This is a genomic window from Isoptericola aurantiacus (genome assembly GCF_044769875.1).
Taxonomy (GTDB): Bacteria; Actinomycetota; Actinomycetes; order Actinomycetales; family Cellulomonadaceae; genus Isoptericola; species Isoptericola aurantiacus.
Map to the genome: position 1 here is coordinate 523,665 of NZ_JBJBAE010000001.1, position 12,330 is coordinate 535,994.

The 12,330-nt window shown below is 73.4% G+C and carries 9 protein-coding genes; 7 read left to right on the forward strand and 2 right to left on the reverse strand.

The features are described from left to right. Positions 1-41 precede the first annotated feature (41 nt). Positions 42-1,016 (reverse strand): LacI family DNA-binding transcriptional regulator, encoded by a 975-nt coding sequence (locus ACIQLL_RS02290; RefSeq protein ID WP_402462681.1) that lies wholly within the window; start codon positions 1,014-1,016, stop codon positions 42-44. Positions 1,017-1,180: 164 nt separating this feature from the next. Between ACIQLL_RS02290 and ACIQLL_RS02295 the strand changes: the two genes are divergently transcribed. Genes ACIQLL_RS02295 through ACIQLL_RS02310 form a run of 4 tightly spaced genes read left to right on the forward strand, consistent with a single transcriptional unit; the run spans position 1,181 to position 6,592 of the window. Continuing rightward, positions 1,181-2,917 (forward strand): HAD family hydrolase, encoded by a 1,737-nt coding sequence (locus ACIQLL_RS02295; RefSeq protein ID WP_402462684.1) that lies wholly within the window; start codon positions 1,181-1,183, stop codon positions 2,915-2,917. 32 nt (positions 2,918-2,949) lie between these two features. Continuing rightward, positions 2,950-3,936, forward strand: coding sequence for a cell division protein FtsQ (locus tag ACIQLL_RS02300; RefSeq protein ID WP_402462686.1), 987 nt, complete (start codon positions 2,950-2,952; stop codon positions 3,934-3,936). After that, positions 3,936-5,717 (forward strand): ABC transporter ATP-binding protein, encoded by a 1,782-nt coding sequence (locus ACIQLL_RS02305; protein WP_402462689.1) that lies wholly within the window; start codon positions 3,936-3,938, stop codon positions 5,715-5,717. The genes ACIQLL_RS02300 and ACIQLL_RS02305 overlap by 1 nt, the downstream gene beginning before the upstream one ends. After that, a complete protein-coding gene (locus tag ACIQLL_RS02310; RefSeq protein ID WP_402462692.1) occupies positions 5,714-6,592 on the forward strand; it encodes an energy-coupling factor transporter transmembrane component T family protein in 879 nt (292 codons plus the stop codon). The genes ACIQLL_RS02305 and ACIQLL_RS02310 overlap by 4 nt, the downstream gene beginning before the upstream one ends. Positions 6,593-6,760: 168 nt before the next feature. On the opposite strand, the gene ACIQLL_RS02315 is transcribed toward ACIQLL_RS02310, so the two are convergent. Continuing rightward, complete coding sequence (locus ACIQLL_RS02315) at positions 6,761-9,049, reverse strand: sodium-translocating pyrophosphatase (RefSeq protein WP_402462695.1); 2,289 nt, start codon at positions 9,047-9,049, stop codon at positions 6,761-6,763. Between the two features lie 239 nt (positions 9,050-9,288). Here ACIQLL_RS02315 and ACIQLL_RS02320 point away from each other — a divergent pair, with 239 nt between their 5' ends. The 3 genes from ACIQLL_RS02320 to ACIQLL_RS02330 are packed head-to-tail and all read left to right on the forward strand — an operon-like array spanning position 9,289 to position 12,286. After that, positions 9,289-11,019 carry a carbon starvation CstA family protein gene (locus ACIQLL_RS02320; protein WP_402462698.1) on the forward strand — a complete coding sequence of 577 codons (1,731 nt, stop codon included), beginning with the start codon at positions 9,289-9,291 and terminating at the stop codon, positions 11,017-11,019. Beyond that, positions 11,016-11,285 carry a cory-CC-star protein gene (locus tag ACIQLL_RS02325; protein ID WP_402462701.1) on the forward strand — a complete coding sequence of 90 codons (270 nt, stop codon included), beginning with the start codon at positions 11,016-11,018 and terminating at the stop codon, positions 11,283-11,285. Before ACIQLL_RS02320 ends, ACIQLL_RS02325 begins: the two co-directional genes overlap by 4 nt. After that, complete coding sequence (locus ACIQLL_RS02330) at positions 11,276-12,286, forward strand: ArsA family ATPase (protein ID WP_402462703.1); 1,011 nt, start codon at positions 11,276-11,278, stop codon at positions 12,284-12,286. Before ACIQLL_RS02325 ends, ACIQLL_RS02330 begins: the two co-directional genes overlap by 10 nt. The last annotated feature ends 44 nt before the right edge of the window (positions 12,287-12,330 follow it).

Below are 12,330 nucleotides of genomic sequence, written 5' to 3' on the forward strand. Positions count from 1 at the left end.
CACGGCGTGTCGTGCACCCACAGCGTGGAGGGGTGGCACGTTCAGCTCGAGGCCCGCACCACCAGGGCCGGTTCCAGCACCTCGTGGACGTCCTCGGTCCGGCCGCCGAGCCGCTCGCGCAGCAGCGCGACCGCCCGTGAGCCCATGACCTCGCGCTGCTGCTGCACGGTGGTCAGGCGGGGCCGCGACCGACGGGCCAGCACCGTGTCGTCGTAGCCGACGACGGCGAGATCGGCCGGGACCCGTAGACCCGCGTCGAGCGCGTGGTCGAGCACGTCGCACGCCTCGACGTCGTTGCGCGCGAACACGGCCGTGGCGCCGGTGGCGGAGAGCTCCGCGAGGTCGGCGGGTGCGGCGACGACCTGCGCGTGGTCGCCGAGCCCGGCCGCTCGCATCGCCTCCTCGTACCCGCGGCGTCGCGCGAGACCCGCCGGGCGCCGCGAGCCGTTGACGTGGGCGATGCGTTCGTGCCCGCGCGCCACCAGGTGCTCGACGACGAGCGCGGCGCCCCGCTCGTCGTCGTTGTTGACCGAGTCGATGCCGGCCACCGGCTCGGCGGTGCGGCCCACCATGACCACGGGTGCCCGGCGCGCAGCGGCGGTCAGCACCTCCTCCGGCACCCAGGACGAGACGACCACCAGCCCGTCGACGCCGAGGTCCCCGAGCTGCTGCACGCGCTCGGCGAGCCGGCCCCGGTCGCGCGAGCCGTGCGCGAGGACGACGGACAGTCCCACGGCCTCGGCCGCCTCCTCCACCGAGGCCACGATCTCGGTGTGGTACGGGTTGTCGAGGCTGGAGATCACCGCCCCGAGCAGCATGGAGCGCCCCTGCTTGAGCGTGCGAGCACTGAGCGAGGGCCGGTAGCCGACCTGGTCGGCGACGGCCACGACACGTTCCCGCGTCCGCGGGGAGACCCCCGGGTCCCCGCGCAGCGCCAGCGACACGAGCGACTTGGACACCCCGGCCGCGGCGGCGACGTCGAGCAGGGTGGGCCGGCGGGACGGGGCGGGAGGCACGGGCTCATCCTGCCCAACCACGGGCTGCGACGCGAGGCGCGGCCGCGAGCGTCACCGCGGCATCGACCGCCCGATCTGGAACGTTCCAGACGTTCCGTCCGCGTTCACCGCCCGGCCACCTCCCGGTCGTCGCCGCGTCGCCGCACCTCCCTACCGTCACCGTCGTGACGATCGCCCCGAACCTCGCGGCGCCGAGCCCCGCGACCACCGCCCCGCTGCCCGGCACCCTCGCCGACGACGACGGCGCCGCCGCCCTGCGGACCCGGCCGGCCGCGCTGCTGCTCGACTTCGGCGGCGTCGTGCTCACCACCCGCAAGCGCCCCGGCGGCATGGAGGCGATGACGCAGCACGTCGCCGACGTCCTGGCGCGCGCCGGGCACCACCGCACCACGGCCGAGCTGCTGCCCGTGCTGCGGGGCGGCAGGACGGCGCTCGCGGACTGGAAGAACGCCTCCTCGCGGCTCCTGGAGCCCGCCGAGCTGGACCATCGCACCATCTGGCGCGAGTTCTACGGCTCCCCGTTGACGGCCCCCGAGCGCGAGGTCCTCGCCGGGTCGGCCGGGTTCCTGCAGGAGACGATGACCCGCACGCTGACCGCGCACAGCGTCCGCCCGGGCGTGCGCGACGTGCTGGCGCAGGCCGCTGCGCTCGGCGTGCGCGTCGGCATCGTGTCCAACGCGCACTCCGGACGCGCGCACCGCGCGATCCTCGCCGAGCACGGCCTGGCCGACGCCTTCGCCGTGCAGGTCTACTCCGACGAGGTCGGCATCCGTAAACCCCATCCCGGCATGATCGAGCTCGCCGCCCGCGCCCTCGGCACGACGCCGGGACGCTGCTGGTACGTCGGCGACACCCTCGACCGCGACGTCGTCGCCGGGCGCCGCGTCGGTGTCGGCGCCGTCGTCCTCACCCGGGACCACCACACCGACCGCCCGCCGTTCCCGGTGGCCGAGCGGCCCGACGTCGTCCTCGACGACCCCCGCGGCCTCGTCGACCTCCTGCGCGACGCCGTCCCGCCGTCGTCCACGACCGAGCCGCCGGCACCCGGGGCGAGCCGTGCCCGCGGCCGGGCCGTCAGCGCGCTGCTGCTCGACCACGGCGGCGTGATCGCCACGTCCCGCCCCGACGAGGACGTCCGCCGCGGCTTCGCGGCCCAGCTCGCGACCCGGCTCACCGCCGCCGGCTACCCCACCGGAGCCGACGAGGCCCTCGACGTCCTCACCGCCGCCCGCGCTGCGCACAAGACGTGGAAGGCCGCGCACGAGGCGGGCACGGCGTCCGACGACGGCACCACCGTCCCCGAGATCGACGCACCGACGTTCTGGGTCGAGCTGGTGGGGCCGCAGCTCGCCCACCACGGCCCCGGCGTCCGCCACTGGCTGCGCGCCGAGGCCCACGCCCTCATGGTCGGGTACGCCCGCACCAAGTCCGTGCCCACCGTCCGGCCGGGCGTCCGCGAGCTGCTCGTCACCGCGAGCGACGCCGGCGTCCCCGTGGGGGTCGTCTCCAACACCGTCTGCGGACGCGCCGTGCGCGAGGAGCTGGTCGAGGCGGGCCTGGACGACCTGATCGGCGCGCACGTCTACTCCGACGAGCTCGGCCGCCGCAAGCCCGACCCCACCACCGTCCGCACCGCCCTGGCCGCCCTCGGCGCCGAGGCCGCGAGCGCCGTGTTCGTCGGCGACAAGCCGCAGCGCGACGTCGCCGCGGCACGCACGGTCGGCGTCGGCACCGTCGTGCTGGTGCGCGGTGGGTCGACGCCGGACGACGTCCTGGACGCGCTGCCGGCCGGCGGCGAGCACACCCCCGACCACCTGCTCGACACCATGACCGACGTCGCCGCCCTGCTGGGCGTACGCGTCGACGTCGTGCAGGGAACCCCCGCCGGCTCCGGCCGGTAGCCCGAGCGAGACCCCACCTCAGGAAGGTCCTCATGTCCAGCGACGTCACCGCGGCGGGTGCGCTCCGCACCCGGCTCGCCGACCCTCGTCCGTTGTCCGGTTCGCAGAAGCTCATGATCCTCGTGCTGTCCATGACCCTGTACGGGGTGGGCGACATCGTCGCCAGCGTGGTGCCGGAGTTCCAGGTCGGGCCGCTCGAGCTGGGCGTGTCCTACTTCTCCTTCATCGCCGTGGTGCTCGCCGCGCTGCTGAACCCGTTCTGGGTCGCCGTCGGCGCACCGCTCGGCGAGCTCGTCTTCTCCGACATGCTGCTCGGCGACTTCTCCGGGTTCGGCGAGCTCGAAGGGTTCCTGCAGACGGCCCTGGCGATCTACGTCGCCGGCTGCCTGGTGCGCAACCCGCTCAACCGCGTCCAGGTCGCCCTGGCCCCGGTCGTCATGGTGCTGGTCGACAAGGTCTCCGGCGGGATCGTCGACATCACCAAGGTCCTCGTCGGGATCGACCCCGAGACCCTCGACGAGGCGGACGGCCTGGTGGGCGCGTTCCTCGTCGCCGAGGGGCTGGACGTCGTGGTGACCGTGGTGTTCTCCGGCATCCTGTTCGGCGCCCTGCCCGCGTTGTGGCTGACGCCGCGCCTGTACGGCAAGCTCGAGCCGATCATGGGGCTGCGTCCGCGCGACCCGGAGCACCCGCCCCGGCTCACGGGCCCGAAGGGGACGCGCTTCTGGCCGGTCGCGGTGCTGGCGCTGGTCGCCGCCGCGGCGCTGGCCCTGCTGTCCCAGTGGGAGGAGTTCGTCGGCCGCGAGGGCGGCATCTCCACGATCGGCGCGTTCGAGCCGGACTTCGTCGACCGGTACGGTGACGTGTGGCTGTGGATCGCCGCCGCGGTCGCGCTGGTCGTCGGTCTCGGCGTCGTCGTGATCGTCGCGGTCGTGCGCCGTCGCCGTGCCGCCGACGCGGCCGACGCCGACACCACCGCCGGCACGCGTCGCTCGGACGACGACGAGGCGTCCTTCTGATGCCCGGCCGCGACGGAGCGCCGGCCGTCGAGGTCCGCGACCTGACGTTCCGGTACCCGGGTGCCTCGCAGGACTCCCTGCGCGGGGTGGACCTGACGATCGAGGCCGGTGACTTCGTCGCGGTCGTGGGCGGCAACGGGTCCGGCAAGACGACTCTGTGCAAGACGTTCAACGGCCTGGTGCCGCACTTCTGGGACGGTGACATCTCCGGGCGGGTCAAGGTGGCCGGGCGATCCACCGCCCGCCGCACGGTCGGCGAGATCGCGCACGACGTGGGCTACGTCTTCCAGGACTTCGGCAACCAGCTCGTGCGGCCCACGGTGCGCGACGACGTCGCCTTCGGGCCGCTGAACTTCGGGCTCGAGGACTGGGAGCCGCGCACGGACGCGGCGCTGCGCGCCCTGGAGATCGACGACGTCGCCGGCACCCACACCTGGCAGCTCTCCGGCGGTCAGCAGCACCTGACGGCGCTGGCGGGCGCGCTCGCCCTGGCCCCGTCGATCCTCGTCGTGGACGAGCCCGCCGCGGAGGTCGACCCGCGCCGGGCCACCCAGGTGTATGAGCACCTGACCCGCCTCAACTCCCAGGGCGTCACGGTGGTCGTCATCGAGCACCACGCCGATCTCATCGCCCGCTACGCGCGCAGCGTCGTGCTGATGGACGCCGGACGGGTGCGCTGGCACCTTCCGGTGGACGAGGCACTGGCCCGCACCGCCGACCTCGCCGAGGCCCACATCCCGGCCCCGCAGGTGGTGGCGCTCGCCCAGGGACTGGTCCCGGACGTGGCCGCCGGACGACGGCGTCCACCGCTGACCGTCGAGGGCTGCGCCGCGCTGCTGCAGGAGGCGGGGCGCTCGGAGCAGCCAGGTGCCGCGCTCCTGCGCACCCCGGAGCACGCCGAGGACGACGGGTCGCCGGCCCCGGACGTGACCCGCGGACGTGCCGACCGGTCCGACGTCGTCGCGCGGCTGGACGACGTGCGGTACGGCTACCGCACGATCTCCGGCGGCAAGCACACCGTGCTCGACGGCTTCGACCTGACGCTGCGCGCCGACGAACGCATCGCCCTGGTCGGCTCCAACGGCGCCGGCAAGTCCACGCTGCTCTCGCTGCTGTCCGGGCTGGCCGTGCCGGAGACCGGCACCGTCGAGGTGGACGGCCGCGACACGGGGAGCGTCAGCGCGGCCGAGCTCTCCTCCCACGTCTGCTATCTGCTGCAGCGCCCCGAGGAGATGTTCCTGACCGACTCCGTGCGGTCCGACGTCGCCATGCACCCGCTCGGACGGCAGGTCCCGGACGCCGACGCACTGGTCGACCAGGTCCTCGACCGCACCCGGCTGACCCACCTGGCCGACCGGGACGGCCGCCTGCTCTCCGGCGGGCAGCAGCGCCGGGCGACGCTCGCCGTCGGGCTGGCGATGCGGCCCCGCCTGCTCCTGCTCGACGAGCCGACGTCGAGCCTGGACCTGCGCTCGCGCGACGACGTCATCGAGATGCTCGCCGCGCTCGCCGAGCACATCCGCTGCACCGTGGTGGCCACCCACGACATGCACCTGGTGGCCGAGTGGGCCGATCGCGTCGTCGTGCTCGACCAGGGCCGGGTGGTCGCCGACACCGACCCCGCGACCCTGTTCGACTCCCCCGACGTGCTGCGTCGCGCCCGCCTCGTGCCGCCGCAGGTCACGCAGGTCGGCCACGCACTCGGGATGGACCCGCTGCCGCTGTCGGTCGGCGAGATGCACCGACGCCTGGCCCCGCTACCGACCGAGGAGCTCGCATGACGACCGTCGACGTCACCGCCCCACCGGCCGGCGCCACCTCCGGTGCCGGCAGCACCACGACCCGCAGGCGCTCCGGCCTGGACCGGATGTCCGTCGAGTGGGTCAAGCTCGAGCTGATGCGCGTCGCGTACGCCACGCGTGGCGGGTTCCTGGCCCGCCGCGACCCGCGGGCGGTGCTCGGCTGGTACGTGCTGTGCGCCCTGGCCCCGTGGTTCACCTACTCCACGCCGATCCTCCTCGCGCTGTTCGTCCTCGCGCTGGGCTGCGCGCTGGCCGCGCGGATCGGCCCGCTGCTGCTGGGGCTGTTCACGCTCGGTCTGGTGGGGCAGGCGGCGTACGTCCTGGTGCTCGTGCTGGTCCTCGGCGGGGACACGACGGCGCTGGACGGCCTGCTGCAGATCTCGCTCAAGCTCGGGGCGGTGTCGCTGGCCAGCATGGCGGCCTTCGTCTCCCTGGATCCGGAGAAGCTGTCCGACGGGCTCCAGGCGATGCGGGCGCCGGCCGTGCTCGGGTTCGCGATCAGCTACGGGTACCGGATGGTGCCGCTGCTCATCGACGAGTTCCACGACATCGTGGACGGGCACCGCCTGCGGGGCGCGCCGCACCGGGGGCACGGGTTCCTCGGCCGGCGGACGATCGGCCGGATCGGCCGGATCGCCGTCCAGGCGTTCTATCCCCTGTTCCTCAACACCGCCCAGCGCACCCGCACCACGGTCGAGGCCATGGAGACCCGCGGGTTCACGAGCGCCGGGCCGTCGGCCGCGGGACGTCGTCTCCGGCTGGCCCACCTGCGCTGGACCGTCGGCGACACGCTGCTGATCGTCGCGACGGCCGCGACGATCGCCGCGGTGTATACCCTCCTGCCGCCACGCTGACACCTCCCGCTGTGGGTGCACGACGCGCCGTCTTCGCCTGGCGAATGACGGCGCGTCGTGCACCCACAGCGGGAGAGGGGGCGGGGACCGTCAGTCGCCGGAGGCGGCCCAGAACGAGGCTGGACGTTTCGCGGATGTGACCTGCGCCACCCGGTCGTGTTGCGTAGCTCAGCGCACCGGTACCGACTCCGCGGGAGACTCCTCGTCGACGCGTGCTGCCCGCAGGCGGGACCACACCACGGCACCCATCGCGATCGCGGCGGCCGCGCAGGCGATGGCGATGCGCAGCACGTGGTTGGCGTCCTGCGGCACGCTGAGCATCACCACGGCCGGCGCGATGAGCAGCGAGACGAGGTTCATCACCTTGATCAGCGGGTTGATCGCCGGCCCCGCGGTGTCCTTGAACGGGTCGCCGACGGTGTCGCCGATGATGGTCGCCTCGTGCGCGGCGGACCCCTTGCCCCCGAACGCGCCGTCCTCGACGATCTTCTTCGCGTTGTCCCAGGCGCCGCCCGAGTTCGCGAGGAAGATCGCCATGAGCACACCCGCGCCGATGGTGCCCGCCAGGAACCCGGCCAGCGGCCCGACGCCGAGACCGAAGCCCACGGCGATCGGTGCGAACGCCGCCAGCAGACCCGGCGTCGCGAGCTCGCGCAACGAGTCCTTGGTGCAGATGTCCACGACCCGCCCGTACTCGGGCCGCTCGTCGAACGTCATGATGCCCGGGTGCTCGCGGAACTGGCGGCGCACCTCGTAGACGATCGCCCCGGCCGCGCGCGTGACGGCGTCGATCGCCAGACCCGAGAAGAGGAACACCGTGGCGGCGCCGAGGATGACGCCGACCAGCGTGATCGGCGAGATGATCTCGTAGCTGAGCATCGCGCCCACGAGCCCGCTGCCGACGGTCGCGACGTCGGCCACCGCCGTCTCGACCGCGTCCGCGTAGGAGCCGAACAGCGCCGTCGCGGCGAGCACCGCCGTCGCGATCGCGATGCCCTTGGTGATCGCCTTGGTGGTGTTCCCGACGGCGTCGAGGTCGGTGAGGATCTGCGCGGCCTCGGGGTCGGCACCCTCGGCGTGCGACATCTCGTAGATGCCCTGGGCGTTGTCGCTGACCGGGCCGAAGGTGTCCATCGCGACGATCACGCCCACGGTGGTCAGCAGACCGCAGCCGGCGAGCGCCACCAGGAACAGCGACAGCCAGATGGACCCGCCCGCCAGGAGGAAGACGCCGCAGATCGCGGCCGCGATGACGCCCGCGGTGTAGACGGCGGACTCGAACCCGACGCCGACGCCGGAGAGCACCACGGTCGCGGCCCCGGTGCGTGACGTCGCGGCGACGTGCTTGGTCGGCTTGGACTCGGTCCCGGTGAAGTAGCCGGTGATCCACAGGATGATGCCGGCCAGGACGATGCCGATGAGCACGGCGAGCGAGGCGACGACGCGCGGGTCGGAGGTGACGCCGTCCAGGTCGGCGGTGCCGCCCATCTCGGCGAACGAGGCGGGCAGGTAGACGAACGCGGCGATCGCGGCGAGGACCGCACCGACGACGGCGGAGACGTAGAAGCCGCGGTTGATCGCGGTGAGTCCGGACTCGCCGGCGCGCGTCCGGGTGATGACGACGCCGAGCAGCGCGACGAACGCTCCGACGGCGGTCACCACGAGGGGGAAGACGAGTCCCTGCTCCCCCATGACGGCCTTGCCGAGGATGAGGGCCGCGACGAGCGTCACCGCGTAGGACTCGAAGAGGTCGGCCGCCATGCCGGCGCAGTCGCCGACGTTGTCGCCCACGTTGTCCGCGATCGTGGCGGCGTTGCGGGGGTCGTCCTCGGGGATGCCCTGCTCCACCTTGCCGACCAGGTCGGCGCCGACGTCGGCGGCCTTGGTGAAGATGCCGCCGCCGACCCGCATGAACATCGCGAGCAGCGCGGCCCCGAACCCGAAGCCCTCGAGCACGGCGGGTGCGTCGCCCTTGTAGACGAGGACGACGCCCGCGGCACCGAGCAGGCCCAGCCCCACCACGGACATGCCGACGACGCCGCCGGTGCGGAACGCGATGCGCGCCCCGGCCCGGCGTCCGTCCGCCTGGGTGGCCGCCGCCGCGACGCGCACGTTGGCGCGCACGGCGAGCCACATCCCCAGGTAGCCGATCGCGGCGGAGAACCCGGCCCCGACGAGGAACGCGATCGACCGTCCGATCCGGACGCCGCCGTCGCCGGGCAGCAGGAAGAGCAGCGCGAACACGACGACGGCGAACAGCGCGAGCGTGCGGAACTGACGGCTGAGGTAGGCCGAGGCCCCCTCCTGGACGCCGCGGGCGATGTCCTGCATCCCGGCGGTGCCCTCGTCGGCGGCCAGGACCTGACGGCGCAGGGTTCCCGCGCAGATCAGGGCGGCCAGGGCGATCACGGCGATGACCGCGACGATCGTGATGCTGTCGGAACCGAGTGTGAGCATCCGTCCTCCTCGACGTGTGCCACGCACCGCGTCCCGGGTCGCCGTCGAACCGGGCGGAGCGCCTGCTGGATGACCCCGCCGTCGCCGTTGACGACGGGATGCGCGTGATTCTACTCACGTGTGACGGGTGTCACGAACCGACGGGTGCCCTGGGCACCGGCCCGGCGTCCCGGGACTGCCACGGACGGGTCGTAGACTCCCCGGGCACGACGTCGACGACGACTGGAACGGAGCGGACCGTGAACTCCCTGGTGCTGATGCTGGTGGGCCTGGCCATGGTGCTGGCCGGGTACTTCCTCTACTCGAAGTTCCTGGCCCAGCGCATCTACCGGCTCGACGCGGACTTCCGGACCCCCTCGCACGAGATGCGCGACGGCGTCGACTACGTGCCGACCAACAAGTTCGTCCTGTGGGGCCACCACTTCACCTCCGTGGCGGGCGCGGCGCCGATCGTCGGCCCGGCGGTCGCGGTGATCTGGGGGTGGCTGCCCGCGTTCCTGTGGGTCACGCTCGGCACCGTCTTCTTCGCCGGGATGCACGACCTGGGCGCCCTGTGGGCCTCCGTGCGCAACAAGGGGCGCTCGATGGGGATGCTCTCGGGCCGCTACATCGGCGCTCGCGGGCGGGCCCTGTTCCTCGTGGTGATCTTCCTGCTGCTGCTCATGGTGATCGCCGCGTTCGCGACCGTCATCAAGAACCTGCTGATCTCGACGCCGTCGAGCGTCATCCCCGTGTGGGGCGCGATCCTCGTGGCCCTGGTGATCGGCCAGATGATCTACCGCTGGAAGATCAATCTGCTGGTCACCACCGTCATCGGCGTGGTCGCACTGTACGCGCTGATCATCGTCGGCGACCGGTTCCCGGTCGAGCTGCCCGACCCGATCCTCGGGATGTCGCCCGCGACGTTCTGGATCGTGGCCCTGTTCGTGTACGCCGGGATCGCCTCGCTGCTGCCGGTGTGGGTGCTGCTGCAGCCGCGCGACTACATCAACGGCGTCCAGCTCTTCATCGGGCTGGGCATCCTGTACGTCTCCGTGCTCCTGGCGAGCCCCTCCGTCGTCGCCCCCGCGATCAACCACGACGTCCCCGCCGGGACGCCGAGCATGGTGCCCCTGCTGTTCGTGACGATCGCGTGCGGCGCCATCTCCGGGTTCCACGGCATGGTCGCCTCCGGCACCTCGGCCAAGCAGCTCGACCGCGAGACCGACGCCCGGTTCGTCGGCTACTTCGGCGCCGTCGGCGAGGGCATGCTGGCCCTCGGCGCGATCATCGCCGCGACCGCCGGCTACCGGACCCTGGCCGACTGGGAGGCCGTCTACTCGGCGTTCAACGAGGGCGGCGTCACCGCGTTCATCGACGGTGGTGCCACGATCGTCAACGACGGCCTGGGGATCCCGGCGTCGCTGTCCGCCACGATCCTCGCCACGATGGCCGTCCTCTTCGCCGCGACGACGATGGACACCGGCGTGCGGCTGCAGCGGTTCGTGGTCCAGGAGGCTGGGGAGATCATGGGCGTCACCGTCCGCAAGGGCCTCGCCACGGTGATCGTGCTGGTGGTGGCCGTGGGCCTGACCTTCAGCGCGGGGGGCGACGGCGCCGGCGGGCTGCTCATCTGGCCGCTGTTCGGCACCACCAACCAGCTCCTGGCCTCGCTCACCCTGTCGATCGTGGCCGTCATGCTGCTGCGCCGCCGGCGCAACCCCGTCGTGGTGCTCGTCCCGCTGGTGTTCGTACTGGTGATGTCCGTGTACGCGCTGATCGTGCAGCTCGGCACGTTCTACAGCGACCAGAACTGGTTCCTGCTGGCGCTCGACCTCGTCATCCTGGTGGCCTCCGCCTGGGTCGCCGTCGAGGCTGCTGCCGCGATGAACGCCGCCCGCAAGGGCACGTTCGACCCCGAGACCGACGAACCCGTGCCCAGCGGGTCCGCGGGCCGCGGAGCGGACGCCACGACCTCCACGGAACCGTGACGGGCGGCGTCGCGAGCGCCCTGACGGCCCTGTCGGCCGGGCTGCGCGAGCTCTACGAGGCGCCCTACCGGCGCACGATGGCTCGCGCCCGGCGCGACGAGGACGACCTGTTCACCCTCGTCGTCCTGGCCGAGGCGCTCGGGGTGCCCAACCCCGCCTCCTACTACACCGTGGAGATGCTCCCCCTGGTGGCCGACCGCGTGCACGAGTGGCACACCCGCCTGGGCATGGACCGGTCCCCGCTGGAGCACGTGTCGTGCTGCTAGACCTCGCCGCCCGACGCCGCGTCCTCTTCCTCGGGGGCAAGGGCGGGGTGGGCAAGACGACGGTCGCCTCCGCCGTCGCGCTGGACCAGGCCCGTGCCGGGCGGCGGGTGCTCGTGGTCTCCACGGACCCGGCCCACAACCTGGGCCACCTGTGGCAGCGCTCCGTGGGGGACGACGTCGTGCGGCTCGCGGGTGCGCCCGGCAGCGGGTCCGGCAGCTCCGGGGCCGACGACGGCGCGTGGCCCGGTGCCGGCCACGTCGACGGCGTCGAGGTGGATCCGGAGCGCACGACGGCGGCCCACCTGGCCGCGGTCCGGGCCACCCTGCGCCGGCTGATGCCGGAGCACCTGGGCGGTGAGGTCGACAAGCATCTCGACCTGGCCCGCGACGCGCCGGGCATGCACGAGGCGGCGGTGCTCGAGCGCGTGGCCGACCTGGTCGTCCTCGGCACCACGGAGTACGACCTGGTCGTGCTCGACACGGCGCCGTCGGGCCACACCGCCCGGCTGCTCTCCCTGCCGGAGACCATGAGCGCCTGGACGGACGGGCTGCTGCGCCGGCGCGACCGGTCGGAGCGGTTCGGCGGCGCCGCGCAGATGCTCGGCGGCCGGGCCGAGGCCACCGCCCGCCGCGACGCCGAGATCCGGTCGGTGCTGACCCGGCGCCAGGAACGCTTCACGCTGCTGCGCGAGGTGCTCACCGACGCCGGTCGCTGCTCGTTCGTCATCGTGCTCGCCGCCGAACGGCTGCCCGTGCTGGAGTCGATCGAGCTGGCCGGGCAGCTCGGCACGCTCGGGATCGACGTCGGGGGGCTGGTGGTCAACAAGCGCTCCCCCGCGGACGCCGGGGAGCTGCTGGCGTCCCGGCACGCCGCCGAGACCGGACACCTGACCGCGCTGCGGACGGCGCTCGGGCACCTGGACGTCGACGAGGTGCCGCTGGTGCCGGGGGACGTCGTCGGCGCCGCGGCCCTGGGCCGGTTCGCCGACCACCTGTCCTGACGCGCCGTCCCGACCCCCCGCGGCGGCTCCGTGCGAGGATTCCC